We start from the raw sequence: 26,279 nt of genomic DNA, 5'->3' as shown, positions 1-26,279 counted from the left end.
GATAAGCACCATCAAGACCGATGGCGCGCCAGGCTTGCGTTGGCAGAAACCCGGTCATTTACCTCGTCGAGCCAAGCCTGCGGCAGCGCGGCGACCAAACCGCGTAACGATTCCACCAGAAAGCTAAGAGATGCGACGGATGCGCACTGAGGCAATACCCCCATTTTTTTCATCTGCAGAAGATCGGTGGAGATCCTGTCCGCTTCCTCAATGAGAAGATCGCTTACCCCTTCCAGCTGGAACAGCATGGTTTCGAAATCCAGTTCGCAGCGCGCCGCGGAAGGAACCGTCGTCATTGCCGCTCCCCCTTTCATACATCCTGCTCGTTGGCCGACAACATGCGGGCCAACACGGATATACCCTTGGCCGTGATGAAGACCTGACTGCGGGTCCGCTCACCGCTGTCGCCGCCGACCAGCACCGTCTTCTGATGCAAACAGCCGGTCTCGATCCGCGCCTGCATCGATATCTCGTAACCATCGCGGCCCCGCTTGTAGATCCAGCGCATGTCGCGCATCCACTGGAACAGCGTCTTCGGCCGCAACTGCAGGATCTTCGCTGCCTCGGTAATGGTATGAAGACCGTCCGCCACGGCGATCCGCTCCGCGACCCGCGCCTTGGGCCGCAGATCGGTGTTTTCCATCGCCAGTTCGGTGTTTTCGACAAGCAGTTCGGCCCTCTCGGCCTCAAGGGCGATGACCTTCTCGGTATAGATCAGCAGGGCCGAGCGCAGGAACGACGGATCGTTCAACTGATGATCCATGTTCACGGTCGGCTCGGGCGCGCGGCGCACGCGCTCTTCGAGCTCCCGCCAACGGTCCACCAGCCGCGCGGTGAACTCCGGCGAAAGCTGCGCCACGATAACGTAGCTGTCACGCTGGCCGACGCGGTAGACCTCGACCGGACGGGCGCCGGCCCCTCCATGGGAGGTTTCCTCAAATTGAGTAAACCTAACAAGCCCCCTTTCAGCCAGCGTTTGGATCGTTCGCTTCACGTTGTCGTGGCGCTTCTCGACCAGATCCGCGATCTCGCGGCTCGACATGGTCAGATCGGCGGGGGAGCCTTCCGAAAATTCCCGTCCCGAATGCCGGACAGTAGTGATAGATTTCCCTTCAGCCATCGCTGGTATCTCCTTTACCACCTTGGTTAGTCCGACAGCGCGTCAACGCTGTTGCGATGCTCGCCAGCGACGGGGTCACTGACGCCAATCTGCGCCCCGCCGCTGGCCTCCGCCCGGGTAAGCCCGAGGCGATAAACGATCTCCGAATTCTTGGTACGGAAGTTCCGCGCCGCCTCCCCTTCGATGAACAGGTCCAGGTCCGGCGGAAGCCGAAGCCTGATCTGCGGCCATTCATTGACTTTCACAACCACCCTCCCGGAATGCCACACCGTGCGGCACGCAATTGGTGGCATCCGTGTGGCATTGTCGTCAAGCCCAATGTGTGTCATTCGTGCGCCATGTCGAGAGAAGATCTCCACTTCCGCCTTCGCATTCCACCCGATCTCAAGAACAAGATCGAAGCGGCCGCTACTGCCAGCCATCGTTCCATGACGGCCGAAATCGTGGCGCGGCTGGAATCGACCTTCGGCCATCCCGAAGCCGCGACGACAAGCATCGGTGCCTCACTTCTCGCCGTCGTCGATGCGCTGTCGGATCGCGATATCGTCATGCTCCAGTTCGCTACAAAGAGACTTCGGGACCGGCGCAAAAAGGCCGCCCATCTGATGGACACAGAGAAAGTCGAAAAGTCTAAGCCCAAATAAAAAGGCCGCCCGGAGGCGGCCCTTCACTTGATCTTGTTCCGATCAAGGGGTCAAAATCAGCTTTTCGTGCTTCCCGCCGGAGACCGAAACCCGCTTCATAAGCCCACCGCCCTGGGCGACGTAGCCAACAGTCCACGCAACATAAGTCGTAACGTAATATTCGCCGTCAGGAACATTCTCGAAATCGAAATTCCCCTGCGCATCACAATATGCCGTCCTCGAAAGCCTTATGTATTCAGCATTCTCAGGCAATTTCTTTTCGATTATCGCAGGAAGATAACCGGAGACGGAGTTGCCATAGATTCCGATCATCCGATCTGTCGAGTATGCATTTACTGGCGTCAGGCCAACACCACTGCCGGCGCACGTCACGACGCCGCCCCCATTCTGCCGAACGAAAGCCTGCCCGCTGACACGGTTTGGCCCGTCCTTGAGCACAAATTCCGCATCCGCCGGATTGAACACCGTGTGAAGTTCCACCTGCTGCGCACATCCAGCCAGCCCCAAGGCCAGCCCCACCGTCAAGATCACCGCTCGCATCACCATTCCCTCCGCTTTACCCGTGCGGATTGTGTCACCGCGCGGCGCGCGGGTCGAGACGATCAGTGCAGCCGGACCGTCGAGTCATTCAACGCCCGCAGCGCGTCCATGATCTCGTCGAATTCCGCGTCTGTCGGGGCATCGGCGCCCGTCTTGCCCAGGGCCGCGAAGGTCGACAGCAGCCCACCCAGGCTCATACGGTCGATGGCGGACGGGGAAACGCCGAACTCCAGCAATTTAGCCCGGAAGCGGGCGAAATCGACCGGCCGCTCCACAGGCCGGCCGCCCTGTCCCTCGACCGCCGGCAGGCCGTTGAAGGCCGCGCCCATCGCCAGCATGGCCGCGGGCACGGCCTCGGTCCGCAGGCGGGCCATGGCGGCTGTGGCCACATCCTCGGCCTCGACCGGCCCCATGCCGGCGCCGGCAAGACCGAGGCGCAGCACGTCGAGCACGTCGTCGACCCGCCAGCTTCGTGACCACAGGCGCCGGGCCACGGCCTGCACCCCGGCGGCGCGGCGGCGCTGCAGCTCGTCCAGCATCTCGCAGTCGAGACAGAGGGCGCGGCGGCGCCCGGCCAGCTCGACCACCACCATGGCGGCGGGCGCCATCGTCAGACCGCCGGCACCCAGACCGGCTTGCCGTCGAAGGTGATGGTAAAGCTGTTCTGCCAGCGCTGGCCCCGCTCGCCGGTCTCCTCATAGGCGGTCAGCAGGGCCGAACCGGCCAGATGGCCGCCGCCGGCACCGGCCGACAGGTTGGTATAGACGCGCACATTCTTCGGCCCGCCGGCCAGGTCCCATTCGCGCCAGGTTTCCGCCGCGTTCTGGTCGAGGACGCCGGAGCCGCTGACCTGCTTCTGCCGGCTGATCTCGTCGATCGCCAGCCAGGACGCGAGATCGGGATCGTCACAGTCGGGCAGGTTGGTCGTGTTCGTCTCGACGTTGGTCGTGACGGTGAGCGAGGTCACGCCGCAGGGCGCGGCGAAAACTTCGGTCGGCGACGCGCCGTCACCCAGCATGAGGGCGATCAGCCCGTATTTGATCGAAACGGCTTGCGCCATGACAGGTCTCCTTTTGCCGCCTTGCCTAAGGGCGCTGATCAGATCGCGTCAGGTCAGGCGGCCCGACTTGTCCATTTTCGCGGCTGCCGGCCGCGTTACCCGGCGGCCCGCGCCGGCCGCTTCCGCCGCATCAGCGCAGGGGCCGGGCACCAGCATGGTGAGGCCGGCCGGATAGGCCACGACCGAGCGCGGCGTCGCGCGCCAGTCGAAGGCGCGGTCAAACCGAAACCACGGCATCGGCGTCGCCACCGGCCGGCGGTGCCTCGGCATCGCCCCACAGCGCCAGCATGATCAGGGTCTGCGCCAGCTCGACCGACAGCGCCAGCGGGCCATCCTCGACATGGGCGGCGACCAGGCGCCGCGCCTCGTCCTTGGCCAGGCCGCCGCCTTCGAGGCCGAGGCGGATCGTGTCGGTTACATCCGCCACCCGCCACGTCCGCGTCATCAGCCGGCCGAGGATTTCCTCCGGCCCCGCATTGCAGCGCTGTTCGAGCGCGCGCAGATGCTCGATGCCAAGGCGGAAAGCATGTTCGCCGCCTGTCCAGGTCAATGTTTTCGGGGTCATCAGGCCTCCTCGATCAGGGCTTCGACGGTCACGATGCCGTGACCCGTCAGCCCGTCCGCATCCACGAATGCCCGCCGACCGGTTACCCGCAGGTCGACGAGCGCGTTGTCGACAAAGCCGGTGTCGAGACCGCGCAGGGCGGCAGCGACCGCATCGGCCATGCGCTTGGCCCAGACCAGACCGGGCCGGCGCGACCAGCAGTCGATCTGCAGCGCGTGCAGCGCGGCCGCGACGCAATCGGTTTCATCCTCGACCGTGTCGCACGGCCCGAAGGAGATATAGGCATCGAGCCCGCCCCAGCGCGCGGCATCCGCCGGCACGCGGTCATAGACGTCGGACGCCAGGGCCATGACGGCCGGCGCGGCACGCAAGGCATCGCGCACGACCTTTTGCAGCTCTTCCTGCGGCCCCATCAGGCAGCCCCTTCCTTCAACCCCTGACGGATCGCGCGCGTCATGCGGGTCTTGCTCGACCGGCGCTTGGCCCGCCAGGCCGGGAAGAAGAACGGGCTCGCGGCGATGGCCGGGATTTCCGATCCGGCGAAAGCCCCGCCGGCCGCGTGAGCCTGCGTCCCGAACTCGACGAATCGGGCATAGAAGGTATCTCCGCCGCCGGCATAGAGCGTGATGGTCATGCCGGCGATGCCCCGTTTGCTCTTGCCGATGACCATCGCGCCCTTGGGTGCCTCGCCCCAGGTCCAGCCGATGCTGTCGCGCAGATCGCCAGAATCGACAGGGACCAGGCGCCGCATGAGCTGGACCGTTTCTTCGGCCGATTTTTCCATGGCGTCGCGCAGGCGCTTTACCGCCGCCGCCGGAACGCGACGCTTCAGCTTCGCTTCGAGCGCGGCCAAACCCTGCACCGTCATGCCGCCACCCCGCTTTCGACCATGATATCCAGCCATTGCCGATCCGGGCTTGGGATGACCGAGCGCACGGCATAGACCGGCCCCGCCCAGTAGGCCCCGCCGGCATCCGCCGCCCATGCCCCCGCGCGCAGATCACGCATCCGCCAGTCGGCGCCGATCTGCCGGGTCGACGACGAGGCCCGCACCCGAACGACGATCGGCTGCCGCCCTTCGAGGCGGGCGGCGATCACGCTTTCGCCGCCGCGCAGAAAGGTGAAACCCGCCCGGCAGACCAGGCGCTGTTGCCAGGTTTCGACGCCATTGCCGAAACCGTCATCCAGCACATCGCGGGCATCGAATGCCACGCGCCGGACGAGATCGCCGGCCCCCGTCATACCCGCAACATCCTGTGCGGTCCGACCAGCCACAAGACATTGGGGGTAAGCGCGATAGGCGTGGACGTGCCGCCCGTCTGTACCGTCTCCCGGTAACCGTACAGGTCACCGACCACCAGCAGGGCGGCGGCCTGAAACACGGCCTCCGCCCCCGATGGCACCGCGTCGATGCGGCAATATTGCAGCAGGCCCGTCTCCGCCGCGGCGATATAGAGGGCGATCAGGTCGTCATCGTCGTCGAAATCGACGCAAAGGTGATCCTTGGCCTGCTGCAGGCTGACGATGGGCACGATCAGGCCTGATCGGCTTCCGGACGATTGTAGCCGTTGCCCTTGAGCACGATGGCCGCGATGGGGGTGCCGGTGCCATGGGTGCCCGAGAAATCGGCCAGCAGCTTGAGGTGGCGCCGGCCGCCCTTGTAACCAAAGCGATACACCGCCGGCGCCGCATGGGCAGCCACCAGCGCCTTGACGATGCCGCCGGTGCCGACGTCATCGGCCCCCAGGATATCGTCCACCTCGACCGCGTCATAGGTCGAGTCATCATCGCTGTGGGTCAGCTTGAACTCGATTTTGTTGGTGCCGGAAAAGGTGATGCCGCCGATACCGATGGCGAGCACGATTTCGGCGGAATTGTAGCCCTGCAGGTCGATGGCCGCGGGGGTATTGTCGGCGGCGAGCACCGCCGCACCGATCGCCTGCACCGCGATGATCTTGGAATGGAGATCTTTCATGTCATGATTCCTTGCGAGTTACGAGGCGGTCGGGGCGGATCGTTCCGCCCCGGCTGGATCATCAGGAGGCGGCGACCTTGAGGAGCTTGATCGCCTCGAAGTTCTGGACACCGCCGCCGACGCGCTTCGTGGTGTAGAAAGCGACCTTGCCGTTGACCTTGTAGGGGTTGCGCAGCACGCGGATGCCGATGCGGTCGACGATCAGATACCCACGGGCGAAATCGCCGAAGGCGACGGGGAAGGTTCCGGCCGACATGGACGGCATGTTGTCGTCGGTCAGGACCGGCTTGCCCAGAATGGTACTCGGGGCTTCGGCGACGGTCGGCGGCGCCCACAGGTAGTTGCCCTGACCGTCCTTGAGCTTGCGGACCGCCGCCAGGGTGGCATCCGACATGATGAAGCGGGCATTGCCGCGATAGCCCTGCTTGAGGCCATGGTACAGATCCACGAAGGCATCGGCCGGCGCGCTCGCCGCGAAGCCGGAGGCGCCGCCGGTGACGACGAAGCCGATCTTGCCCCAGGCATAGGACGCATTGGCGACGGTGTCATAGGACAGGATGCCGCGCGGCTTCTTCACCCCGTTGCCGGCGATGAAGGCCGCGCCTTCCATTTCCGCGAAGGTCGTCGAGACCTCGCCCGCCAGCCAGGCCTCGATGTCGATGCGGGCATCGTCCAGCACGGTCTGCGTCGCATAGGGTTCCGCGTAGATTTCGGCGACGGGGAATTCGAGCTGGCGCAGGGTCGGGGTCGCGGTTTCCGTCCGGGCGTCTTCCTCGCCCACCCAGCCGGCGGTGGCCCCGCCCATCGACACTTCCTTGGTATAGGTCGAGGTACCGATCGGCAGGACCTGCGCGACCGAGCGGAAGGTCGAGACCGTGCCGAGCACGCGATTGATCGTCGTTTCCATCTCGACGGGCACGAGATAGCCGCCGTCCGGGTCCGACTGGGTCGTGAGCTGGGCCTTGATCTCGAGGTCGCGCAGGCCCGCTTCGGCACCCTTGCGGAAGAAGGTGTCGAAGGCACTGCGATGCGCGGCGCGCGCCGGATCGACCGACGCGGCCGCGCCGGCACCGACCTTGAGCGCGGCAAGCTGGGCATTCACCCTGTCCAGCTCGCGACCGTATTCCTCGATCGACGCATTGATGCGATCGACCTTTTCGGTCTGCAGGACATCCTTGCGGACCGCGTCGATTTCGCGCTTGTGGTCCGCCTTGAAGGCCTCGAAGGCGGCCTGCATCTGCGCCAGGATGGCGTTGGGATCGGCGCCTTCGGCGCGGATATAGGGCGCCGCCCGAAAGGATCGGGCGGGGAAATGCTTGGTCATGGTGACCTCTCAGGATTTGAGGGTGGCGAGAAGCCGCGCGGCGGCGGCCATGTCGATACCAGCGCAGGGCGTGGCGGGGACGGCAGCGCCAGGCGTGCCGGTGGCATCGCGCAGCAGGCGGCGCCGCTCGGCACGCGGCACCCCCTGACGGGCGAGAAGAATATCGAGGCTGGCGCGAGCCGAGCGATCCGCCCGGGCGGAGGAGGCCGGCGGGACGGGATCGCTCGAAATCATATCGGCGAAACGCTTGTCGACCGCTTCGCGCGCCGACAGATAGGTCTCGTCGTCCATCATCTTGACGATCGCCTTCCGGGCGAGACCGCTGCGCGCCTCATAGATATCGGTCATCGCGCCATCGACGGTTTCGAGGTAATCGGCGACGAGGCGAAGCCCATGGCGATTGTCGATGATCCCGGCCTGGGCATTGTGGATCATCAGCATCGAGCCGAGACCCATGACGATCTCGTCGCCCGCCATCGCGATGAAGGAGGCCGCGGAAGCCGCGATCCCCATGACCTTGACGGTTACCTTCGCGGGATGCTCCGCCAGGAGATTATAGATGGTCAGCCCCTCGAAGACGTCACCGCCGACCGAATTGATCTTGACCGTGACAGGCTTCGGCCCGATCGACCGAAGCGCCCCCGCCATGCGTTTCCCCGTGAAGCCTTCCGACCAGATGCCACCGCCGATCTGCTCATAGATCGAGATGGTCGAAGGATCGTCAGCCTCCGCCGCGATCGGGCCGGCCGACCACTTTTCGAGAAGGTCGGGGGAGGGGTCCCATTCGTACCCGTCCGGGCGTTCCAGGGCGCTGATCTTGGGCAGTTCACGCAGGCTCATTGCCGGCCCCCGTCGTTTGCGTTGTCATCGGATTCTTCAGTCCCGCGCCGTCGACGTGAGGACCGAGCCCCACGTCCTCGCGGACTTCATTCGCCTGCATCCAGGGCTGCGAGCCGCCCGCCCCCAGCGCCTTGGCGTAGAAATTGGCCTGATCGGTCAGGGAGCCGCGCAGCATCTCTTTCTCGTCGAAATCCGCGTAATAGCGGCCGATTTCCGCTTCGGTCAGGCAGGTCAGGGCGATTGCCTCCTCCCACGCCCTGAACCAGGGCGCGAGGGAGTAGCGGACGAACAGAATACCGAGCTGTTCGATGCCCGAGCCCCATGACGTCTCATCCATCATCAGGAGAGGACGTGGCACGCCGAAGGCGCGCGCGACCTCCTCGATCTGGAACTTTCGCGTCTCGATCTGCTGATTGTCGCGGGCCGAGGACTGGGCAACCTCCGCCTTCATCCCCTCCTCGAGGATGATCCACTTGCCCGCGTTCTCGACCCCCGAATATTTCGACTTCAGGCTGGCGTCGAGGTTCGCGAAGGCATCATCCCCCAGCTTGCCCGGATGCTGGAGGAAACCGCCCACCATGACGCCATTTTTGTACAGCCGCGCCGTGCCGGCCTCGGCCTGCATGGCGAGGCCGATGGCTTCGCGCGCGACCGCGGTCCGCGAGATACCAAGGACACCATCCCAGCTCAGGCCCCGCAGGTGCAGGATATCCGACGACGGCAGGCTCACCAGCGTGCCATCGGGCCGTGTCACGTCATAAATCACACTCCAGTCGTTCTGGAGGCGAACGCGGACCCTGTTGGGGTCTATCGGGTTAAGCGCGATGACCCGGCCGCGCGACCTGACGATCAGGGCATAGGCATTGCCGTTGACCAGCGCGCGCATCTGCATGTGCGCCTTGAACACCAGCGGCGTCTGATAGCCATTCGGGCGCGACATCAGCACCCGATAAAGCGCGTGATGTTCGGCGTTGGCGATGCCACCCGAAGCATCACGCTCCCGGAGATAGAGCGGGAGCATTCCGATAGACCCGGAAATCAGGTCGACGCAGCGCCAGACCGCCATGTTCCGCAGGGACGCTTCCGGCGAAACCACGGCACCCGACAGGGTCTCCGCGCCGCCACGGAGATAGGCCTCCATCGCGGGGTCCCCGAGCATGATGGCGATCCCGCCATCTTCGGCGCGCGCACGCCGGACGGCGCCGCCGGCAGGCTTGCCGCGACGGCGAAACAGATCCGCGATGCCCATGTCAGCCTGCCATCCTCAAACCGCGCTTGGCATAGATCGACGGCTCCGCCGCGCGCTGCGTCGGCACGAGGCCGATGCTCATCACGGCCGCGACGATCCCGTCGATCTTCTGCGGCGCCTTAGCCTTCGACGGCTTGATGTTCCCGGCGGCATCGGTCTCGACGATCGCGTTTTCTGCCATCCACTTCGCCATCGGGTTGTTCCCATGCTCCAGCAATTCGCCGACGACCATCCGCTCGAATTCCTTCGATGGCGCCGACATGGAGGCAAAGCCTTGGCCGAACATCACCATGTTCACGCCCTCACCCTGCAGATCGACGGCGGTCTGTGTGGCGTTCCAGCGGTCGACGGCCAGCCCCTGAACGTCATAGATCTCGCGATCCGCCAGCACCTGCCGGCTGATCAGGTTGTAATCTATGACATTCCCTCCGGTCAGGGTCAGCGCGCCCGAGCGGGCGAAGGCCTCGTACTTCATCCGCCGGGCCGGCGGCTGGTCCTGCACGGTCAGGGCCGGCAGCCAGTGACGCCACAGGATGATCCAGCGGTCGCCCTCCTTCTCGGGCGGGAACGACCAGGCGAGCGCGGTGATATCGCGAGTCGACGACAGGTCGAGGCCACCCCAGCACTTCCGGCCCCGCATCTGCTGCTCCAGATCGCGCCAATAGGTCGCGTCTGCGGGCCGAAGCGTGCAGGATTTCCACGACGACATCGGTATCCATCGCGTCGCCTGTTCGGTCCAGAGGTTCAGGTGGAAGCGCTTGTAATCATTCTCGGCTCGCGGCGAGCGCATCGCCTTGGCGCATTCGTCGGTGATGAACTGCGGCTTGACCGAGACGCCATAGTTCGGATTGGCCCGGCGCGCCGCTTCTTCCGACGTCCAGTCCTCGTCGTCGTTCGCCGCGAAGATCACCGGCAGGAAAGACGGATCGACGATGGAGCCATCGAGGATCTGTAACGCCAGCTCGTGCATCTCCCAGGCGTAGCCATGATCCTTCAGACCGGCCGTGGTGATATAGATCTCCAGCGGCTGACGGCGGGCCGCCATGCCCTTGTGCACGACGTCGGCCAGCTCGCCATCGGGCCACTCGTGGACTTCGTCGCCGATCGCGCCCGTCGGCGAGAAGCCATGCTTTCCGCCCGGACCCGAAGACAGAGGCTTGAACGATCCGATCAGCTGGGGGCAGAAGATCGACGTCTTGTAGACCTCGACGTTCTTCCTCAGCGTCTCCGAAAATCCGATCATCGTGCCCGCCTTGTTGAACACGATCTTGGCCTGGTCCTTGTCGACGGCCATCGAATAGACCTGACCGCCCTTCTCCCCGTCCCCGAGAAGCATCAGCAGCGATATGCCCGCGGCCAGTTCGGTCTTGCCGTTCTTGCGCGGGACCTCGATCCAGACGATCCGGATCAGGCGCGTGCCGTCCGCCCGCTTCCAGCCGAAGATGGGGCGGATGATCCGGTCGCGCTGCCAGTCCGCCAGGATGAAGGGCTTGCCCGCCCATTCTCCTTCGGTATGCCTGAGGTAACGCGAAAAGAAGTCCGTCGCGGCCTGCGCCGCCGCCTCGTCCCACCACGCCCCGAACTGCTCCGCACCCTTTGGCATTGGCGGAACAGTCGGGGTATCCATCAGTGGATCTGACCCAGGATGCCGATCGGGCCGGCATCGTCGTCAGCCCGCTTGCTTTCGACCGGCTGCCCCGGGAGCGCCAAGGGCAGCTCGGGTGCGAGCATGGACAGATTCCGCATGATCTGATTACGCGCCGCCGGCAGAAGCCCAAACTGCACCTCATAGGCCTCAAGGCGGCGGTCGATCCGATCCATCGCCTGAAATGCAGGATCGAGCCGCTTCATCTTGCCGTGAGGGGTCTCGGTCCAGTAGGTTTCGGCGCCCGGCTTGACGGCATCGTCCAGCTCGCACCAGCGCACCATGTAACGGCAGTAGCGCGCGAAGGCGTAGCGGTCGGTCGACCGCACGAAATTCATCCGCTCCAGATCGCCGATCAGCTCGTTCCAGATGGCAAGCGCCTTCTTCGTCAGCTTCAGCGGCGAGACGAGCGAGCCGCCCGCCTTCTTCTCGGCAAGCCCCACGATCTTGCGCTTGCCCGGGTTACCCTTCGCCAGGGCAAGCTCCGGCTGTTGCGGCTTCCTTCCCCGGGTCATAGCCCCTCCAAAAAAAGTTTCAGCAATTACGCGGCGATACGCGAATGATTACCCCGTCGGTCCACAGGTCGAGGGGCATCAACTTTTGACTCCCCCTCCCCCTCCCGGTCGGGCAGGGGGAGGGGGCCAAGGCGTCGGGCGAACGGCGTTCGCCTCGACCGCACCCTATGGGCGGCGACCCTCGCGGGCCGTCTTCGCCGAATGATGTGACTTGCAAAGCGGCTGCCAGTTGGTCCGATCCCAGAACAAGCCCTGATCACCGCGATGCGGCTGGATATGGTCGACCTCGGTCGCGGGCGTAACGCGCCCAATTTCTCCGCACTCTCTGCAGAGCGGATGGGAGGCCAGAAAGCCAAGCCGTGCGGCCTGCCACTTGCGCCCGTATCCACGCGATGCGGCGGACTCGCGCCGCTGGTCATGATCCCGCTTGCGATCCGCGTCGCTGCGCGGGGGGCGAGCACCGAAGGTCGGCGGCATAATGGGCATACCGGTCTCCGGGCAACAAAAAGCCCGCCGAGTCGTTCGACCGGGCGGGCGCAATTCAGGCACTGAAAAAGTCAATACTAGGATCAGCGGCCACCGTCAAGGCCCCATGGAGCAAGCGGCGGCAGCACATCCGTGACCTGCCAGCGCCGCAGCCGCCCCGTCTCCTTCCGAAGGCCATAGGCGACGAGGATCAGGCCCGAGACCCAGGCCGTGTATTGCGCGCGCTGGAAGGCAATCTCCCGCGCGTTGTCGTCGATCACGACGGGACAGTAGAGGTAACCGGGATGGCGGGGCTGGCGGGGATCGGGCCAGCGGTGCTGTTCCGGGAGCGGCACGATCCTGATAGGGGCCACATCCGCCGCCCATCCCGGCCGATCGCCCGTGCGCGCATATCGCATCAGCATCGACGAGACCTGACCGAGCGCGGCGACCAGCCCATGCACATGCTCGGCATCGTCGTCGATCGCCATGCCGCCGACCGCGCGGCCCCGCACGTCGACGTCGGCGCCCAGCATGGCCCGGTCCTCGATCGCCGCGCAGCCATCCGCCGACCGGCCGAACACCTTGTGGCCATCGGCCGCCCGCTCCAGCGGGTGCATCTGCGCGCCGCCGGCATAAAGGTCCGCGCGCTGGTCTCGGTAGGTCCACACCAGCAGCGCCTCAACGTCGATATCCACCGCCATAGCACCTCTCCCGTATCACCGAAACAGCGACCGTAACCCCCGCCGTAACCGATCAACCCATTGAATCCATTCTATAATTCATTAAGTGTTACGGTGTTACGCCACATCCCTCGCACGCCCGCGCCCGCACGCGCATCATACGCGAGGCGACGCTGCACCGACCGTAACGATTTGCCGTAACCCACGAGAAACATTGATGTTTTTTCCGTTACGCAGACCGTTACAGCGGCCGTTACAGCGACTGTTACGCCCGGAACCGTTACGCCTCCGCATCCACATCGGGGATGCCCTCACCCCCACCGTCGCGCTGCTCCTCGGCAGCGTCCGGCTGGATGTAATCCGCCGGTATCGCCGTCCAGCGCGACAACGCGCCCGCGAAGCGCGTCGGCTTCGCGGGCGCCCACGCCCCCGGCAGCAGCTTGAGCGCGGTTGCCCAGCCCCCGCTCTGCCACTTGATGGTGCCGGCGAACAGCTTCGCGAGACCCGCGTGCTGATTGGCGACGGCGATGACGCGAACGCCGTTCGCCTCTCCCGGCGGGGTCTCGGTAAGGATTCGAATCCCGACCTGCTTCAACGCCCGCTTCGCATCCATCTCCGCATCGACGAGGTAAAGCGCCTCGTAAAGCAGGCCGCCGACCACCCGCCGCGAACCGCCATGCCATGTGTCCATGGGCGAGGACAGCAGATGCCGCCAGCATTCCTCGCCGTGCCCCTCGCCCTGATCGCTGTCCATCAGCGCGGCAAGATAGGGGCGGAGGCGGTCGATCTCGGCTTCCCGGGCCGATGCGCCCAGCACCTCGTCTTCCAGCATCGTGTCCCGGGCCGCCACCCACGTCCCGACCAGATCGGCCATGCGCACCGTGCAGCCGAGCGCGATCAGATCGGCGCGATAGGCCGCGAAGGAATCGCAAAACCGCCCCCACCCTGTAATCATCCGCGCCCATAGTCCGGTGGAAAGCGCCCCCACGTCCTCGATGGCCGCGTCGATGTCGCCGGGATCGGATCGACCGTCGAGCGGCCCCAGCGCGATCGCGATGAACCGCGACCGGTCCTGCGGCTCGAGCACGGGGGGCAGGATGGCCGCCATCCAGGCCGCGCCGACGACGCGATCCTCGACCGCCCGCCCCCCATCGGCGCGCCGGGTCGATGCGCCATCGCGAGAGGACATCCGGCGCAGCAGGCCGATCATTTTCCGGACGTGATGGCCGCTCCCCGCGTCATCCTCGGTTTCGTCGAGAATGATGGCGCGGGCCTCGCCCCGCTTGGCCTTCCGCGTGCCGGCCTCCGATGTGTCGGTCTGGGTACGGTCGGCGGCATCCCCCAACGCGGCCGACATCAGCGCGGTCAGTGTCGATTTGCCGGCGCCATAACCCGCCTGCACGATGACATGGTTGCGCCAGGACGGCGCGCCCCCCAGAAAGGCCGCCGCCAGCCATCCCATCACCATCTCGGCGCCCAGGGGATCGAGATATGTCCAGCGTTTCACGACCGACAGCAGCCGGTCCCTCACCGTCGCGGCATCCGGAATCGCGTCGAAATCGGGCCGCGACACGCGCGCCGCCGTCGGATAGCGGATGCCCTCGATGGTCGCCCCGCCCGGCAGCCATTCGCCGTTGTACCATATGGCGTCTCCACAATGGACAGCGAGGGCGCCGCCCTTGACCCGCCACGTCCCGACGGAGCGCATGGGCGTGCTCTCATCCCATATCCCCGCCTCGACGCACGAACGTATCAGCCACGCGAGGGCCATCGCATGGTCGAAAGGCGCGGTCGCCCGGCTCCCCGGCGGAAACATCGTCGCCAGCCACTCCGTATCGCCATCGAACAGCGAGATAAGCCCGGCATAGCCGAAATCCTTCGCGCTGCCGCTGCGGACCTCCCCGGCGCGCGACACGAAGAAATAGATGCCGTTCCGATGGCCGAGCGGCGCAATCGGGCAATCCTCCACCTCCCGCCGGCCGAACACGGCCATGTGAATTCCGCTGTCGCGGTCTTGCTCGCTCATGACGCCTCCGATTACGCTGCCGCTGTCGCCCGCGCGCGGGCCTGCAGCATGTCGTTGAAATCCTGTCCCTCATCAGCCCAGGCGATACGGGCGATCCGCCCCTCGATCCGCTGGCGCGTCTCCGCCCGGGCCATCAGGGCGCCGGTGATCTCGGGATCGCTGTCGCTGTCGCCCAGCAGGATCGCCTCGCGGCACTCCGCCGGAATGGCGATGCCCGGCCGCCCCATGTCGGGGCGGGGATCGGGCACCTTCACGCCCTCGCGGCGGGGATGCGGCGTCATCGGCCCGCGCCCGGCGCCCGCGAGATTGCCCAGCGATCCGGCAGCCCATCCGGCCAGCCCGGGGCAATCCTGCATGACCGACAGGGTGCTTTCGATCCCCTCGCCGAAACACATCACGTCACTGGCCGGCGCCAGCCGGATCGCGCCGCCGATCATGATGCCGGCCATCTTCTTGGCCGGGCTGACCAGCGCCTTGCCCTGCCCGTCATCCCGCAGATAGGTGCGATGGATGCCGATCACGCTGCGATCCGGCCCCTGCACCGCGGCGACCATGCAGGGCAGCACCAGCCCGCTGTCCGAATGCCGCATCATCGCGAAACGCAAGGTGGGCGGCACCGGCAGGGTAATCGCCCGCGACCGCAGATAGACCTCGACCAGCGTGCCGGCGCCAGGCGCCGCCGCCCGCCACTGCGCCCGGCACCACTCGACATAGGCGCCGATATCCTCGCGCGCCGCCCGCGCCTCGACCGGAATGCGCTCCGGCGGGCGCGGGCGGACCTGTCCGTCCGGCACCGGCGCCAACCCGAATTCCTCCGCCAGCCCGAGCAGGGCGATCTTGAACGTCTTGCGTTCCATCCCCATGACGAAGGAAATGACATCGCCCGATGCCCCGCAGCCAAAGCAGAAAAACCGCTTCTGGTGCTGCAGGCAGTGGAACGACGGCGTCTTCTCGCCATGGAACGGGCAGCATCCCCACCAGTCGCCGCGCCCCCGCTGCTTCAGGGTCGTGTAACGCCCGGCGATATCGACGATGGAGACCCGCGCCCGGACCTCCGAAGCCAGATCGGTCAGCGGCGAAGCCATCGTCACGGCCGCCCCCCAACCTGAAAAATCAGGACAAATTCGTCCTGATTTCCCTTGCCATCAGGACAAATTCGTCCTAATTTATCTCCATCGACAACAACAGAGGGATTGATGAACAGCGGACAATTCGAGCGATGGCTTCGCTCCCAAGGGATCAGGGTCCACGAACAACACGGCTCCGGCCACGTCGACCTTGAAAATCCCGCCAACGGCAACTGGTCCCAGATGCCTCGCCACGGTGGCAAGAAGCAACTCGGGACCGGACTGATGGCGAAGATCAAGAAAGACCTCGGGCTCAAATAGAGCCCGGGGTCACCCCCCGGAACAGGCCACGACCGCTGAACACATCCCCAAGGCAGCAAGGATGACAATGCATGGATCGCTATAAACTGAACATCGAGCCGGACGACAACGGAACCTTTCTGGTCACCTGCCCCGCCCTGCCCGAACTGACGACCTTCGGCGAAACCGAGGCGGCAGCCCTCGCCGCCGCGCAAGATGCGCTTGTCGGCATCGCCGGGCAATATGCCCGCCGCGACATCGACCTGCCGCCGGGCGACGCGATGCCGGGCGAGGCGGCGGCGCGCCTGCCCGCCATGGCCCGGGCGAAGATGGCGCTGGCCCGCGCCATGCGCCGCGCCGGGGTGACGCAGGTCGCGCTGGCCCGCCGCATGGGCATCGACGACCGGCAAGTCCGCCGCCTGCTGGATCCCCACGTCGCCAGCGGCCTCGACCAGCTCGAACAGGCCTTCGCCACCCTCGACCTCGCCCTGCGGATCGAGGTCCAGCCCATGGCCGCGTGACGACCGGGGGCCGCCGGCATATGCGCCGGCGGCCCTCACAGCAGCCGCCCCTGCCCGCCATTGGGGCGGGGGCGCTCCAAGGCCGGCTCGATCACAGGCGCGACGGCGCCCCCGTCCCGATGCGCGCTGCAATACCAGCGCCCGATCCGCCCGCGCAGCAGGCAGACGTCGACGCCGAAGGCGCCGGGCAGATCGCAGTCCGGCATCATGCAGGTTACCACCAGCGGATGGGGAATCGCGCTCACCGGCCCTTCCCCCTGCCCTTGACCCCGTCGAGCCGGGGGCGACGGATATAGACCCGGGCATGATGCCCCGCGCACCAGGACCCGCCGTCGAGGCGCGGCGCGCCGCACCAGGTCCAGCCCGTCCGCCCCGGCTGCCCGTCGATGAAACGGCAGCCGCCGCCATGATCCCGCAGCGGGGGAGCCCAGGCCTCCCCGCGCGGCGTGGGCGGGCGCGGCGTGGGCTGGGCATTCGGCATCGGCGCCGCCACGACGGCCTTCGGTGTTTTCGCGCGCGCCGCAGGCGCCGCTACCTCCTTGGCCGCCTTGGGCCGTGGCTCCCGATATCCGGTGCCCTGACCGCGCGGAATGCGGCGGCCGATCACCGCTCCGGCGGTCCTTGCCCCGCTGGCAAGGATGGTCACGACCCGCGTCTTTGCCCCTCGCTCGACCAGGATCAAGCCGCGCCGCTCCAGAGCCCTGATAAGGCGCGAGCCATATTGGGGGGCGTGCAGGCCATACCGCGCGCACAGAACCTCATTCGTCGGGCAAGCCTCGCCCCGCGCGGCGCAAGCCTCGAGCTGCGCCAGCACGGACGCGATCATGCCCTCGTCGATCTTGCCCGCCATCACCGTCACCCCACCGAAAAAGCCGCCGCCCCGGCGATCCGGGGCGGCGAAGGCTGGGAGGAAACGCCCATGCGGGCAGCGTCGCGCCCCTCGGGGCGGACCTCGTCGGGCGCCCCGCGCCCCTGTCTCACCGGCAGGTCCAGCCGCAGCAATCGCGCCAGCCGGACACGATCCACATCGGCCATCAACTGCACCGCGGCCAGCGCCGCCAGCACCCCGTCCGCCGCCACCGCGCTCATACCCGGCCCTCCCGGTCGCGCCCGGCCGCTTCGCCCCGCAGGCGCCGCCAGGCTGCCTCGTGCCGGCGCTGCGCCGCCGCGTGCACGGCGTAACGCGCATCGTGCCAGGCCGACCAGTGGCCGTGCCACAGCGTCGCCGCGAAGTGCCAGAGCCGGCCGAGTGTCGTCATCATCCCCCCAGAATCTCGCGGGCACGGTCTTCACCCGCCCGGCGCCGCGCCTCGATCTCGTCGATCCGCGCGCGGAGGCGGCGGATTTCATCCGCTTCCCACGCATGGATGGTCGCCGCCGCCCCGTAATAGAGGTCCTTCACCCGCGACGGGCTGACCCCCACCTGCCGCCCCAGCGCGGGAAATGCCGACTTCAGCGCAAGCCCGCTCGCCCGCACGATCACGCGCGCGGCCTCCCGGACCTCGCCCCTGACCCTGTCCGCGGGGTGAACGGTCACATCAGTCATTTCGGCTTTCCGCTCCAATTTTTCGCCATTTGGCGACAACTTTTCGGACATCGGCTCCAAACTCCGTGCGATCTCTGGACGCGGAAGAAAGGAGGTCACGGTGACCGAAGAAACCCAATGCGTTGCAAACAGGGCCGGTCCGGGGCGCGCCAACGCCCCGCCCGGATATGGCCGTGACGGCCGGCGATAAGGTCTTGCGCGGCTGTCGGAAAAACTCACACATCCCCGATACCGCCCCGATCCATCGGACTAACCGGCACAAGCCGCAGCTCGACCCGGCATCCGCAAAGGCCGGCGATCCCCTCGATCTCGCATTCCGTCAGCGGCGCGCTCATATCGAGGCGGGCCAAGGCCCGGCGGATACGGCGGGGGAACCGGAGACACCCCCGATGCGAGAGGCGATAGGATCGTGCCGCCGCCAATACGGCGGTCATGAGCGCCGCCCGAACCGGAGTATCTATTTCACCCCGGGCAAGCTCGCCGACATCGAGCAGGGAGAGACCCTTCATGCCGCCGCCCCCATGCCCGCCTTGCGGTCGACGTCACGGTTTACGGTCATCCCCGCCCTCCGAAAGCGGGATGAACCGAATCTCCACCCGGCATCCAAGGCCCGCCGCCAGCCCCTGAATTTCCACCTCGCTGATCGGCGCCCATGCCCCCGCGCGGTTATTCCAGCGCCGCATCATGCGGTACGCGCGCCGCCGCTCGGGCTTGGGCGCCCGGTAATACGCCTTCGACGCGGCGGCATGCACCGCCCACCGAACCGCCATCCAGGGCAACGAGCCCTCGTCGGAGTCGAAGAGCCCGACGTCCATTTCGGGATGATCGAGGGTCTTCACGCCGCCGCCTCCGGGCTCGAGGCTTCCGCGGCGGGCGATGGCGCAGCGGCGGCGATGTCGGCCAGACACTGGATCGTGATGCCGGGCAAGCCTCTCAGATTGGCGGCGCGGACGATGCCATTCCAATGGCGCGGCGGAACCGCACCGCGCCGCCGCCACTGCCTGACGGTGACGCCCGGAACGCCAAGGTCGCGGGCAAACTCTTCGGCCGATGGCCATAGGGCAATGATCGAGGCGACGCTTTCCATGCCCGCAACGATACAATCGGTATTGTTTAAGTCAATACGTTTTGTAGCGTGCATTCGCCGCGCCGGGAGATACACCCTGTAACGGCTATGTCCGCGCCCAAAAACCCTAAATACCCCCCACATCCGAGATTGCGCCAGGCACGGCGCGCGGCTGGCTACGCCTCAGCCGGAGCCTTCGCGCGCGCGGCGGGCATCGAGGAAGGGGGGTATCGGCACCACGAAAACGGCACGCGGCCACTCACCGCAGAGGCCGCGCAAAAATACGCGCCGCTGCTGCATTGCGACTGGGTATGGCTTTTTAGCGGCGACGGGGCAGCGGACGGCGCCACCAGTCCAACGGACGGCAACCCCGAGATGATCGAGGATGACGATACCAGCGCGTTCGAGCGCATGGGTTTTGCCCTCGTCAACGTCTATGACGCCACGCTTTCGGCGGGCCACGGCGCAGTCAACGGACAACAGATCATCGTCGATCACAAGCTGGCATTCCGCCTCGATTGGCTGCGCAGCCGCACATCGGCAAGTCTGGATAAGATCGGTATCCTGCGCGTCCAGGGTAATAGCATGGAGCCGGACTTGAGATCAGGCGATACTGTACTCATAGATATGTCAGTGACGGAGATTCGCCGCGACGGCATGTACGCCATTTCTTACCGAGACGGCGACGAGGCAATGGTAAAGAATATCCGCCGAGACCCACGCAACAGGCGATTGATAATTCGGAGTTCCAATTCTTCCGACTACCCGGAAATACCCGATGTTCGCGACGATGACATATTGGTCTGGGGACGAGTATTATGGGTTGGTAGAAATATTGAATAGTTTATGACTTATGCCCTTACGGCAACATAAAGCACAATGCCGCGAGAGGGCTTTTCTTTAGTTCCGCCGGAAACTTTGTAAACAGATACGAATATTATTCTGGAACATTCTATATCGCGAAGAATTCGCGGCGCTTTCTGACGAGAAACATAGCCGACCTGTCGGCCCGAAACATAAACCGCCACCGCATTGGAATCGTGCGGATTTGTCGGCTCCGGCCTCAGCTCGACCGGATCACCGGCCCGGCAGCGCGTCAATATTTGCTGGCGCGACGACCCATCCACATTTCGCATGGTCTCGCCGACAACGTCGAGAAGAAACGACCGCTCGGCATCATCCGCTTCACCGACGGTCGCCTCGGCATCTTGCCGATCATCAGACGCCCTCACCCCCGCATAGCGGTCTCGGGGCGAGTGAAATATTGCCCCGATCACAACCACCGCAGCGGCTGCCGCTGCCCACCACCAAACGCTCATGGCCAATCCCCCCGATGCACAACAAAAATACAGCGCCCGCCGGGTCAGCGGTCGATACTTTTTGTATTGACGTCAACGATACCAATTGTATTGTTTCCCCATCACCCGCTGATGGGAGCCACCAATGCCGACCCCGACCGATCACCCGCCCGCCGACCCCGCATCCATCGAACTGCCGGCCCCGGCAGCGGCCCCGCTGAAAGGGAGCCGCTGACATGGCCGCCCCGAAAATCGCGGCCTATATCGACGCGGCGGGCGAGGCACGAACCATCACTGTTCGCGATCAGCCTTCGGCCAGCCTTGTACCGATCGTGACCTTCAGCGTCGCGAGGCATTCCGTGCAGTTGGCCTGGCCGAGAAGGTCGACCTCGCTTGTTCCGTTGAAGCTGGAGCGCATCCTCCGCTCGACGCGATCGAAGTCGATCTTGGCGCCTGTCAGCGCGACCAGTTCGGCGACCAGTTCTTGCAGGGCCAGAATCTGCGCCGACTGCGTCGTGACTCCCTCGAGCGCAAATTTCAGCAACCGCTCGGCCTCTTCGAGGCGGGCGCCGACAGTGGCGAAATTCTGTTCGGCGGCCATCAAGGCGCGCTCGACCTCGCGATCCGTCAATTTCCGTTTCCCGGTCATGCTCCCTCTTCTCCCCTGCATGGCGTGTGGAAAAGCCCGGGGCAGGTGGCGACCCGCTCCGGGCAACCTGATTGGGCATGGATCGAGCGAGTCGATCAAGTCGGAGGGCAACTGACATGGCCGGCCCCTCAGCCTCCACCGACGCGAACGCCGTTCGCGAGACCGTCGACGCGCCCCGCCGCACGCCGGCCGAACGCTTCGCGGCGTTCGCCGCCCGCGAGCCGGAAGCCGCCGAGGAACTGATGGCCAATCTGGAACATCGCATCCGCGCCGGCATCTTCGCCGATGGGCGGGTTCCCATCCCCGCCCTCAAGAGCTGGCGGCGGATCACGCCCTATGTCCTTGGCGGCGAGATCGCGGGCGAGGATCAGCCCTGATGCGGCATATCCAGCCCCTCGGCATCGCCGCCGACCGCCCGCCACGCCGCCAGCAGGATCTGGTAATTGCGGCGAATAGCGCGAGCCATAGCCTCGTCGATCTTCCGGTCGGGAAACTCCGGATCGCTGCGGACTGTCGTTTTCTGCAGGCAGTCCAGCGCCGCCAGCTCGAACAGTTTTTCACGGGTCATGTGCTTCGTCCTTCATGGCTTGTGAAACGGCAGGGGCGGGGCGCTCACCCCGTTCCTGCCACCCGCGATGTGAGCGCGTTTCGCGCCCCCATGCAACCCTTCTGGTCGCACCGCCCCCTCATCCGATCTGCCGGCGTCACCCTGCCCCCTCGCCGCCGGCAGCCAGCGCGGGAGGGCTGCCCTTCGCCATACCGCGCGACCCCGACCCCGATGCGAATTCCGTTTACTTTAACCCCCAGCCTTCGGAGGACTGATCATGGATAATCCCCCCTCCCGCGCCATCCGGGTCAGCGGCGCCGCCCTCGCCGCAGCAAGCCTGTTCAGCAGCCGGGAAGCGACCCGCTACTATCTGAACGGCGTCGGCATCGAGCCCTGCCCGGACGGCGGCGCCCTCGTCGTCGCGACCGATGGCGCCACCATGACCGTCATCCGCGATCTGGCAGGTTACGCCAACGCGCCCGCCAACTGTTCGCTGCCGCCGGCAGCGATCAAGGCCTGCGCCTTGCGCAGACGCGATGGAAAGTCGCCGACCGCGTATTTCTTCGGCAATAACCTGCATGTCATCGCGGAAGACCCGGGCACTGACCCTGGCCTTCCGGTCCATGAGGACGAAATCCGCGCCCCGCGCGAGGACACGGTGTTTTTCGGCTGGGCTCCGGCCATCGACGGCCCCTTTCCCGACTGGCGGCGCGTGGTGAAGCACGTCAGCGGCGGACATCCGCGCCTTCCGCCCTTCAACCCGGCGCTTATGGCCCGCTTCGGGAAGGCGGATCAGCTGCTTGGCGTGCCCGACCGCGGCCCGCTTCGCCTCTCGCCCAGCAGCGAAGAAGGCCCCATCGTCGTTTCGCCGGAAAGCAACGCCTGGTTCGGCCTGATCATGCCCATGCAGGCCAAGGGCACGACCGTCGTGCCCGCCTGGGCCGGCCTTGCCGAAACCGCCGCGACGGATAGCGCGGCATGACCGCCCCCCATTCCGCCGGGCCCCTGCCCCCTCGCCCCGGCGGCGCAGCGCGGGAGGGCTGCCCTTCGCCCTCCCGCGCGATCCCTTCCCTTTTGCCCGAAAGGAACATCATGACCATCGTCCCCTGCGGGCGCCTGCCCGACGGCACCCCGATCATGGGTCGCCTCACCGCCCCGCCCCCTGCCCCCAAGCCCGACACCCGGCCGGCGCCCGAGCGCATGGCCGACGACATGCTGGCCGCCTATGAGCGCAAGGGCGATGTCCTCGGCACCGACCTGTCGCGCGCCGGCTGGACCGCCGCCGAAATCGCGGAACACGGCGACAAGGCCCGGGCGATCCTGCGCCGCCGCATCGGCCGCCAGGCCCTGCCGGCGGAGGCGTGAGCGATGATCGCGCCCCGCCGCTATTCCCCCGGCACGCTGGTCACCGCTGGCGGCACCATCGTCTACCGCGTCCTGTCGACCCGCCGCAGCACCCTTGCCGGCTGGCAGCACGAACTGTCACCGGTGACCGGTGGCGTCACCATCTATCGCTTCGGCGAGGCCCTGACCGAGGTGGCGCCACCGGCCCGCCCCAGCGTGGCCGATCTCGTCACCCGAAGCCCCGCCCGCCTCGGCATCATCCAGGGAGGAAAGCCATGATCACCCTCAGCACCGGCGGCCTGTCGCCGACCGATCCCCTGCGCTGGCTGGCCAATGCCGCGGCGATCGCGGAATCCCGGGTCACCTTCGACCGCCTGCGCGAGACCCGCGCGGCGGAATGGTCGGAACGCGATGTCAGCGATTACAACCGCGCGCAGGAAGCGGAGGTGAATGCCCTGCAGGACCTCGCCGCCCTGCACCGGGGCACCCCATTGCCCTGCCCCGACACCATCACCCTGACCGGGCCGATGGTTACCCTCGTCGCCAATCTCGTCGCCGCCGCCCTGTCGTTCGACCAGTCCGCCGTCACCATGGAGGCCCTGCCCGATAATAATGCGGACTGGACGGACTTGCACCACTGGGGGGCCAACCGCGCCAGCGACGACGAGCTGCGAGGCTGGGAAATCCTTGCCGGCCTTCACCGGGGCGATGCGACGGATATGACCACGCTGCGGCGGATCGTCTTCCGCCCACAGGTGACCTGTTATTGGGATGCCGATGATCGGGAGGTCGGCTACGAATCGCCTTGCGACATTGTGGAGTGTCGCGACGATGGCGACATCGCCGAAGTCGAGCACCTCGCCATCGTCGACCGAACCTTCCATGTCACTCTGCCGCCCGCGCCCGACGTGGATGATGACGACGAATGGAACTTCGTCGGGCGGTCGTTGCCCGAGGCGCAGGAAGCCCTCGCGGCCGAACAGGCCCGCCGCGCCGCGCTGCCGGCGAAAGGCGAGGAGACCGCCGATGCGTAAGCCCCCTCGCCACCGCGTCCGCCCCCTCGCGAACGCCGTTCGCCAGTTCGTCACCGCCAGTTGGCTGGCTGCCGGCGATCACTTTTTCGGCGGCATCATGGCCGGTTTCATCGGCGCGCTGATCACCTTCGCGTGGGTGCTGTCATGATCGCGCCGACCACCATGGATTGGGACGCCATCCGCGCCCGCCTCCAGGCCGCGCAAGACCGGGCCGGCCTGTCGCTGCGCGCCCATGCCGAAGCCGCCGCTTGCGACAATGGCGCCCTGTCGAAATTCCTGACCGGCAAGAGCGCGACCATGGCCCTCGACCAGCTCAGCCGCCTTGCCGAGGCCGCGGATACCAGCCTTGCCGACATTCTCGGCATCGCCGCCAGCCCCGGACCCGGGCCGATGACCGTCCCCCTGAATCGGCTGGTCGAGGACCCCAACAATCCGCGCCAGACCGCGATCGACGAGACGCTGAACGACCTTGCCGAGTCGATCGCGACGGCCGGTCTGCTGGTCCCCCTCATCGTCCGCCCGCTGCCGGACAGGCCCGGCGACTACATGGTGGTCGACGGTCATCGCCGCCTGCTGGCCCTGCGCCAGCTGGAGGGGCAGGCGGGCGATGGCGATATCCTCGTCGTGCACGAGGACACCCCGATCCCCGTGGTGATCACGGCCCCGGCCGATGACACGGATATCCTGATCCGCCAGCTCGCCGCCAATCTGGCCCGGGCCGACATGCACCCCCTCGACGAGGGCGAGGCCTTCGGCCGCCTCGTCACCGCCGGCCTTTCGACCGCCGATATCGCGGGCCGCATCGGCCTCACCCAGCGGCTGGTGCAATCGCGCATGGCGCTGACCCGCCGCCTCTGCGATCTGGCACGCGATGTGTTCCGCGAGGGGCATATGAGCCTTGCCCATGCCGAGACGCTGCAGGGCTTCGGCCCCGATATCCAGATCGCCTTCATCGGTCGCCACCCGTCCCTGATCGGCTGGACCGAGAAGGAGACCAGGGCCGCCCTCGAAGCCCTGACCAGCGAGATGGCCGGCCCGACCGGCGAGGAGGCGGAAGAACAGCCCGCCGGCTGGACGCCGCCACCAGCCCCCAAGGCGCCCGAAATCGCCGGCCCCGCCGAAACCCCGCGCGACCCCGCCGGCCCGGCAGACCTGACCACGCTCATCAAACCCGATGCCGGCGCCCCGCCCCGCCCGGAATACGACGAGGACGACGAAGGCCTCGCCACCGAGATCACCGAGACCGAGGCCGCGGCATGGACCCCCGACGACCGCCTGCCCGGGGCCGCCTTCGGCCATGAAGTCGGGCTGGTCATAACCCATGCCGCCGCCCCCACGAAAACCCATGCCACCGCCGTGATCATCCTCGACCGCGCGCTCGACGCATCTGCCGTGTTCCGGCTCGACGGCGACTGGAAGGAAACGAAATGACCGATATCACCCTGCGCGTCACCGCGCGCGATGAAGTCTGGGCCGGCATCGCCCGCCGCTATTTCACCGCGCTGATCGAGCTCCGCCGCGCGATCGACCAGAGCGACGGCCCCGCCGCCGCCCGCGCCGCCAAGGCGCTCGAGCGCTACAGCGACCAAGGTGCCACCCTCGCCGCCATGGAAAAAGGGGATGCCACCGATCCCATCCTGTCCGATACCGCGCTCGACCGCGCCGCCGCCGCCGCCAGGGCGGAATTCACCAGGGCGTGGGGGCCGGAGGTTCCGGACGACCTCTGGCATCGGGTTTCCCGCGAAGTCATCGGCGCCCTTGTCGGCGGGGAGGTCCGCTGACATGGCCGGCAGCGTCAACAAGGCGATCCTGATCGGCCATCTCGGCCGCGATCCGGAAAGCCGGAACAGCCAGGGCGGCGACCTGATCGTCAACCTGTCGCTCGCGACCTCCGAAAGCTGGAAGGACAAGGCGACCGGCGAGCGCAAGGAACGCACCGAGTGGCACCGCGTGGTCATCTTCAACGAGGCGCTGGCCAAGGTCGCGCGCGATTACCTGCGGAAGGGCAGCAAGGTCTATGTCGAAGGCGCGCTGCAAACCCGCAAGTGGACCGACCAGCAGGGCCAGGAGCGCTACACGACCGAAGTCGTGCTGCAGCGCTTCCGGGGCGAGCTGACGCTTCTCGACGGCAAGACCGGCGACGACACCGGCCGTTCCGCGCCGAGGGAGAACAGCGCGCCCGGCGCCGGGCCGGGCGGCGGCGCATCCGGCCGGGGCTACGACCTCGACGACGAAATTCCGTTCTAGGGGGAGCCA

General features: G+C 66.6%; 45 protein-coding genes. 13 read left to right on the top strand and 32 right to left on the bottom strand.

The features are described 5' to 3' along the window. Nucleotides 1-11: 11 nt before the first annotated feature. The 3 genes from DKG74_RS07165 to DKG74_RS07155 are packed head-to-tail and all read right to left on the bottom strand — an operon-like array spanning nucleotide 12 to nucleotide 1,365. Nucleotides 12-296, bottom strand: a complete 285-nt coding sequence (locus DKG74_RS07165) for a hypothetical protein (protein WP_109904148.1) — start codon at nucleotides 294-296, stop codon at nucleotides 12-14. Nucleotides 297-310: 14 nt separating this feature from the next. Continuing rightward, complete coding sequence (locus tag DKG74_RS07160; protein WP_109904146.1) at nucleotides 311-1,120, bottom strand: phage antirepressor KilAC domain-containing protein; 810 nt, start codon at nucleotides 1,118-1,120, stop codon at nucleotides 311-313. 26 nt (nucleotides 1,121-1,146) lie between these two features. Then, nucleotides 1,147-1,365 carry a hypothetical protein gene (locus DKG74_RS07155; protein WP_109904144.1) on the bottom strand — a complete coding sequence of 73 codons (219 nt, stop codon included), beginning with the start codon at nucleotides 1,363-1,365 and terminating at the stop codon, nucleotides 1,147-1,149. Between the two features lie 93 nt (nucleotides 1,366-1,458). On the opposite strand from DKG74_RS07155, the gene DKG74_RS07150 reads away from it, so the two are divergent. Continuing rightward, nucleotides 1,459-1,764: an Arc family DNA-binding protein gene (locus DKG74_RS07150; protein ID WP_109904142.1), complete on the top strand. Its 306-nt coding sequence runs from the start codon at nucleotides 1,459-1,461 to the stop codon at nucleotides 1,762-1,764. A 42-nt stretch (nucleotides 1,765-1,806) separates the two neighbouring features. Here DKG74_RS07150 and DKG74_RS07145 read toward each other — a convergent pair whose 3' ends face one another. The 19 genes from DKG74_RS07145 to DKG74_RS07055 all read right to left on the bottom strand — a co-directional run bounded on the left by DKG74_RS07145 (nucleotide 1,807) and on the right by DKG74_RS07055 (nucleotide 15,736). Further along, entirely contained in the window at nucleotides 1,807-2,304 is a 498-nt protein-coding gene (locus DKG74_RS07145) for a hypothetical protein (RefSeq protein WP_133251528.1), read from the bottom strand. 62 nt (nucleotides 2,305-2,366) lie between these two features. Further along, nucleotides 2,367-2,912 carry a gene transfer agent family protein gene (locus DKG74_RS07140; protein ID WP_109904138.1) on the bottom strand — a complete coding sequence of 182 codons (546 nt, stop codon included), beginning with the start codon at nucleotides 2,910-2,912 and terminating at the stop codon, nucleotides 2,367-2,369. A 2-nt stretch (nucleotides 2,913-2,914) separates the two neighbouring features. Continuing rightward, the gene (locus DKG74_RS07135; RefSeq protein ID WP_109904136.1) at nucleotides 2,915-3,364 is read right to left on the bottom strand and encodes a phage tail tube protein; all 450 of its coding nucleotides are present in this window, start codon (nucleotides 3,362-3,364) and stop codon (nucleotides 2,915-2,917) included. A gap of 48 nt (nucleotides 3,365-3,412) precedes the next feature. Further along, nucleotides 3,413-3,601 (bottom strand): hypothetical protein, encoded by a 189-nt coding sequence (locus tag DKG74_RS07130; protein WP_109904134.1) that lies wholly within the window; start codon nucleotides 3,599-3,601, stop codon nucleotides 3,413-3,415. Further along, nucleotides 3,582-3,929: a gene transfer agent family protein gene (locus tag DKG74_RS07125; protein WP_109904132.1), complete on the bottom strand. Its 348-nt coding sequence runs from the start codon at nucleotides 3,927-3,929 to the stop codon at nucleotides 3,582-3,584. Before DKG74_RS07125 ends, DKG74_RS07130 begins: the two co-directional genes overlap by 20 nt. Further along, nucleotides 3,929-4,342 (bottom strand): DUF3168 domain-containing protein, encoded by a 414-nt coding sequence (locus tag DKG74_RS07120; RefSeq protein ID WP_109904130.1) that lies wholly within the window; start codon nucleotides 4,340-4,342, stop codon nucleotides 3,929-3,931. The genes DKG74_RS07125 and DKG74_RS07120 overlap by 1 nt, the downstream gene beginning before the upstream one ends. Next, complete coding sequence (locus DKG74_RS07115; RefSeq protein WP_109904128.1) at nucleotides 4,342-4,797, bottom strand: HK97 gp10 family phage protein; 456 nt, start codon at nucleotides 4,795-4,797, stop codon at nucleotides 4,342-4,344. Before DKG74_RS07115 ends, DKG74_RS07120 begins: the two co-directional genes overlap by 1 nt. After that, the gene (locus DKG74_RS07110) at nucleotides 4,794-5,171 is read right to left on the bottom strand and encodes a head-tail adaptor protein (protein ID WP_109904126.1); all 378 of its coding nucleotides are present in this window, start codon (nucleotides 5,169-5,171) and stop codon (nucleotides 4,794-4,796) included. The genes DKG74_RS07115 and DKG74_RS07110 overlap by 4 nt, the downstream gene beginning before the upstream one ends. Beyond that, nucleotides 5,168-5,461 (bottom strand): head-tail connector protein, encoded by a 294-nt coding sequence (locus DKG74_RS07105; protein ID WP_165837574.1) that lies wholly within the window; start codon nucleotides 5,459-5,461, stop codon nucleotides 5,168-5,170. Before DKG74_RS07105 ends, DKG74_RS07110 begins: the two co-directional genes overlap by 4 nt. A gap of 2 nt (nucleotides 5,462-5,463) precedes the next feature. Next, nucleotides 5,464-5,904 carry a hypothetical protein gene (locus tag DKG74_RS07100; RefSeq protein WP_109904122.1) on the bottom strand — a complete coding sequence of 147 codons (441 nt, stop codon included), beginning with the start codon at nucleotides 5,902-5,904 and terminating at the stop codon, nucleotides 5,464-5,466. Nucleotides 5,905-5,965: 61 nt separating this feature from the next. Further along, complete coding sequence (locus tag DKG74_RS07095; protein WP_109904120.1) at nucleotides 5,966-7,228, bottom strand: phage major capsid protein; 1,263 nt, start codon at nucleotides 7,226-7,228, stop codon at nucleotides 5,966-5,968. Between the two features lie 9 nt (nucleotides 7,229-7,237). Then, a complete protein-coding gene (locus DKG74_RS07090; protein WP_109904118.1) occupies nucleotides 7,238-8,068 on the bottom strand; it encodes a head maturation protease, ClpP-related in 831 nt (276 codons plus the stop codon). Continuing rightward, nucleotides 8,055-9,317, bottom strand: a complete 1,263-nt coding sequence (locus DKG74_RS07085) for a phage portal protein (RefSeq protein WP_207779276.1) — start codon at nucleotides 9,315-9,317, stop codon at nucleotides 8,055-8,057. The genes DKG74_RS07090 and DKG74_RS07085 overlap by 14 nt, the downstream gene beginning before the upstream one ends. Before the next feature lies 1 nt (nucleotide 9,318). After that, nucleotides 9,319-10,920, bottom strand: a complete 1,602-nt coding sequence (locus DKG74_RS07080) for a terminase large subunit (RefSeq protein WP_243404046.1) — start codon at nucleotides 10,918-10,920, stop codon at nucleotides 9,319-9,321. Between the two features lie 23 nt (nucleotides 10,921-10,943). Further along, nucleotides 10,944-11,477, bottom strand: coding sequence for a phage terminase small subunit P27 family (locus DKG74_RS07075; protein WP_109904114.1), 534 nt, complete (start codon nucleotides 11,475-11,477; stop codon nucleotides 10,944-10,946). Between the two features lie 165 nt (nucleotides 11,478-11,642). Further along, complete coding sequence (locus DKG74_RS07070; protein ID WP_207779294.1) at nucleotides 11,643-11,954, bottom strand: HNH endonuclease signature motif containing protein; 312 nt, start codon at nucleotides 11,952-11,954, stop codon at nucleotides 11,643-11,645. A 92-nt stretch (nucleotides 11,955-12,046) separates the two neighbouring features. Next, entirely contained in the window at nucleotides 12,047-12,640 is a 594-nt protein-coding gene (locus DKG74_RS07065) for a hypothetical protein (protein ID WP_133251527.1), read from the bottom strand. A 265-nt stretch (nucleotides 12,641-12,905) separates the two neighbouring features. Beyond that, nucleotides 12,906-14,651, bottom strand: a complete 1,746-nt coding sequence (locus DKG74_RS07060) for a hypothetical protein (protein WP_133251526.1) — start codon at nucleotides 14,649-14,651, stop codon at nucleotides 12,906-12,908. Nucleotides 14,652-14,662: 11 nt separating this feature from the next. Beyond that, a complete protein-coding gene (locus DKG74_RS07055) occupies nucleotides 14,663-15,736 on the bottom strand; it encodes a DUF7146 domain-containing protein (RefSeq protein WP_109904106.1) in 1,074 nt (357 codons plus the stop codon). 111 nt (nucleotides 15,737-15,847) lie between these two features. On the opposite strand from DKG74_RS07055, the gene DKG74_RS22495 reads away from it, so the two are divergent. Both DKG74_RS22495 and DKG74_RS07045 read left to right on the top strand, forming a co-directional pair. Further along, entirely contained in the window at nucleotides 15,848-16,039 is a 192-nt protein-coding gene (locus DKG74_RS22495; RefSeq protein ID WP_109904104.1) for a type II toxin-antitoxin system HicA family toxin, read from the top strand. Between the two features lie 71 nt (nucleotides 16,040-16,110). Continuing rightward, nucleotides 16,111-16,539: a HicB family protein gene (locus DKG74_RS07045; RefSeq protein ID WP_109904102.1), complete on the top strand. Its 429-nt coding sequence runs from the start codon at nucleotides 16,111-16,113 to the stop codon at nucleotides 16,537-16,539. A 35-nt stretch (nucleotides 16,540-16,574) separates the two neighbouring features. On the opposite strand, the gene DKG74_RS21460 is transcribed toward DKG74_RS07045, so the two are convergent. The 7 genes from DKG74_RS21460 to DKG74_RS07015 all read right to left on the bottom strand — a co-directional run bounded on the left by DKG74_RS21460 (nucleotide 16,575) and on the right by DKG74_RS07015 (nucleotide 19,172). After that, on the bottom strand, nucleotides 16,575-16,784 hold the full coding sequence (locus DKG74_RS21460) for a hypothetical protein (protein ID WP_133251524.1): 210 nt from the start codon (nucleotides 16,782-16,784) through the stop codon (nucleotides 16,575-16,577). Continuing rightward, the gene (locus tag DKG74_RS07040; protein WP_133251523.1) at nucleotides 16,781-17,389 is read right to left on the bottom strand and encodes a helix-turn-helix domain-containing protein; all 609 of its coding nucleotides are present in this window, start codon (nucleotides 17,387-17,389) and stop codon (nucleotides 16,781-16,783) included. The genes DKG74_RS21460 and DKG74_RS07040 overlap by 4 nt, the downstream gene beginning before the upstream one ends. Nucleotides 17,390-17,394: 5 nt before the next feature. Then, the gene (locus tag DKG74_RS07035) at nucleotides 17,395-17,628 is read right to left on the bottom strand and encodes a hypothetical protein (protein ID WP_109904098.1); all 234 of its coding nucleotides are present in this window, start codon (nucleotides 17,626-17,628) and stop codon (nucleotides 17,395-17,397) included. Continuing rightward, complete coding sequence (locus DKG74_RS21675) at nucleotides 17,625-17,801, bottom strand: hypothetical protein (protein WP_165837573.1); 177 nt, start codon at nucleotides 17,799-17,801, stop codon at nucleotides 17,625-17,627. Before DKG74_RS21675 ends, DKG74_RS07035 begins: the two co-directional genes overlap by 4 nt. Next, nucleotides 17,798-18,085, bottom strand: coding sequence for a hypothetical protein (locus DKG74_RS07030; RefSeq protein ID WP_109904096.1), 288 nt, complete (start codon nucleotides 18,083-18,085; stop codon nucleotides 17,798-17,800). The genes DKG74_RS21675 and DKG74_RS07030 overlap by 4 nt, the downstream gene beginning before the upstream one ends. A gap of 542 nt (nucleotides 18,086-18,627) precedes the next feature. Next, nucleotides 18,628-18,924: a hypothetical protein gene (locus tag DKG74_RS07020; protein WP_133251522.1), complete on the bottom strand. Its 297-nt coding sequence runs from the start codon at nucleotides 18,922-18,924 to the stop codon at nucleotides 18,628-18,630. After that, complete coding sequence (locus DKG74_RS07015) at nucleotides 18,921-19,172, bottom strand: carph-isopro domain-containing protein (protein ID WP_109904090.1); 252 nt, start codon at nucleotides 19,170-19,172, stop codon at nucleotides 18,921-18,923. Before DKG74_RS07015 ends, DKG74_RS07020 begins: the two co-directional genes overlap by 4 nt. A gap of 87 nt (nucleotides 19,173-19,259) precedes the next feature. Here DKG74_RS07015 and DKG74_RS07010 point away from each other — a divergent pair, with 87 nt between their 5' ends. Further along, nucleotides 19,260-19,994, top strand: a complete 735-nt coding sequence (locus tag DKG74_RS07010; protein ID WP_109904088.1) for a S24 family peptidase — start codon at nucleotides 19,260-19,262, stop codon at nucleotides 19,992-19,994. A gap of 8 nt (nucleotides 19,995-20,002) precedes the next feature. Here DKG74_RS07010 and DKG74_RS22015 read toward each other — a convergent pair whose 3' ends face one another. Then, on the bottom strand, nucleotides 20,003-20,470 hold the full coding sequence (locus tag DKG74_RS22015) for an HIRAN domain-containing protein (protein ID WP_207779275.1): 468 nt from the start codon (nucleotides 20,468-20,470) through the stop codon (nucleotides 20,003-20,005). Nucleotides 20,471-20,753: 283 nt separating this feature from the next. After that, a complete protein-coding gene (locus tag DKG74_RS07000; RefSeq protein WP_109904086.1) occupies nucleotides 20,754-21,098 on the bottom strand; it encodes a hypothetical protein in 345 nt (114 codons plus the stop codon). Nucleotides 21,099-21,214: 116 nt separating this feature from the next. Between DKG74_RS07000 and DKG74_RS06995 the strand changes: the two genes are divergently transcribed. Next, entirely contained in the window at nucleotides 21,215-21,475 is a 261-nt protein-coding gene (locus tag DKG74_RS06995) for a hypothetical protein (protein ID WP_109904084.1), read from the top strand. On the opposite strand, the gene DKG74_RS06990 is transcribed toward DKG74_RS06995, so the two are convergent. Beyond that, a complete protein-coding gene (locus tag DKG74_RS06990) occupies nucleotides 21,466-21,666 on the bottom strand; it encodes a hypothetical protein (RefSeq protein WP_109904082.1) in 201 nt (66 codons plus the stop codon). The genes DKG74_RS06995 and DKG74_RS06990 overlap by 10 nt on opposite strands. Before the next feature lie 256 nt (nucleotides 21,667-21,922). Between DKG74_RS06990 and DKG74_RS06985 the strand changes: the two genes are divergently transcribed. From DKG74_RS06985 to ssb, 8 genes are all read left to right on the top strand, one after another. Further along, nucleotides 21,923-22,627, top strand: a complete 705-nt coding sequence (locus tag DKG74_RS06985) for a hypothetical protein (protein WP_109904080.1) — start codon at nucleotides 21,923-21,925, stop codon at nucleotides 22,625-22,627. A 110-nt stretch (nucleotides 22,628-22,737) separates the two neighbouring features. Beyond that, a complete protein-coding gene (locus DKG74_RS06980) occupies nucleotides 22,738-23,010 on the top strand; it encodes a hypothetical protein (protein WP_109904078.1) in 273 nt (90 codons plus the stop codon). Between the two features lie 3 nt (nucleotides 23,011-23,013). Further along, entirely contained in the window at nucleotides 23,014-23,268 is a 255-nt protein-coding gene (locus DKG74_RS06975) for a hypothetical protein (RefSeq protein ID WP_109904076.1), read from the top strand. Then, on the top strand, nucleotides 23,265-24,023 hold the full coding sequence (locus tag DKG74_RS06970; RefSeq protein WP_109904074.1) for a hypothetical protein: 759 nt from the start codon (nucleotides 23,265-23,267) through the stop codon (nucleotides 24,021-24,023). Before DKG74_RS06975 ends, DKG74_RS06970 begins: the two co-directional genes overlap by 4 nt. Continuing rightward, complete coding sequence (locus DKG74_RS21670; RefSeq protein ID WP_165837572.1) at nucleotides 24,016-24,171, top strand: hypothetical protein; 156 nt, start codon at nucleotides 24,016-24,018, stop codon at nucleotides 24,169-24,171. Before DKG74_RS06970 ends, DKG74_RS21670 begins: the two co-directional genes overlap by 8 nt. After that, entirely contained in the window at nucleotides 24,168-25,454 is a 1,287-nt protein-coding gene (locus tag DKG74_RS06965) for a ParB/RepB/Spo0J family partition protein (protein WP_109904072.1), read from the top strand. The genes DKG74_RS21670 and DKG74_RS06965 overlap by 4 nt, the downstream gene beginning before the upstream one ends. Beyond that, nucleotides 25,451-25,804 (top strand): hypothetical protein, encoded by a 354-nt coding sequence (locus DKG74_RS06960; protein WP_109904070.1) that lies wholly within the window; start codon nucleotides 25,451-25,453, stop codon nucleotides 25,802-25,804. Before DKG74_RS06965 ends, DKG74_RS06960 begins: the two co-directional genes overlap by 4 nt. A 1-nt stretch (nucleotide 25,805) precedes the next feature. After that, a complete protein-coding gene (ssb, locus tag DKG74_RS06955) occupies nucleotides 25,806-26,270 on the top strand; it encodes a single-stranded DNA-binding protein (protein WP_109904068.1) in 465 nt (154 codons plus the stop codon). Nucleotides 26,271-26,279: the final 9 nt, after the last annotated feature.

The sequence above is a fragment of the Zavarzinia aquatilis genome (assembly GCF_003173035.1).
GTDB lineage: Bacteria > Pseudomonadota > Alphaproteobacteria > Zavarziniales > Zavarziniaceae > Zavarzinia > Zavarzinia aquatilis.
Note: the sequence above shows the minus strand (reverse complement) of the source record. Positions and strands in the feature narration are given on the sequence as shown.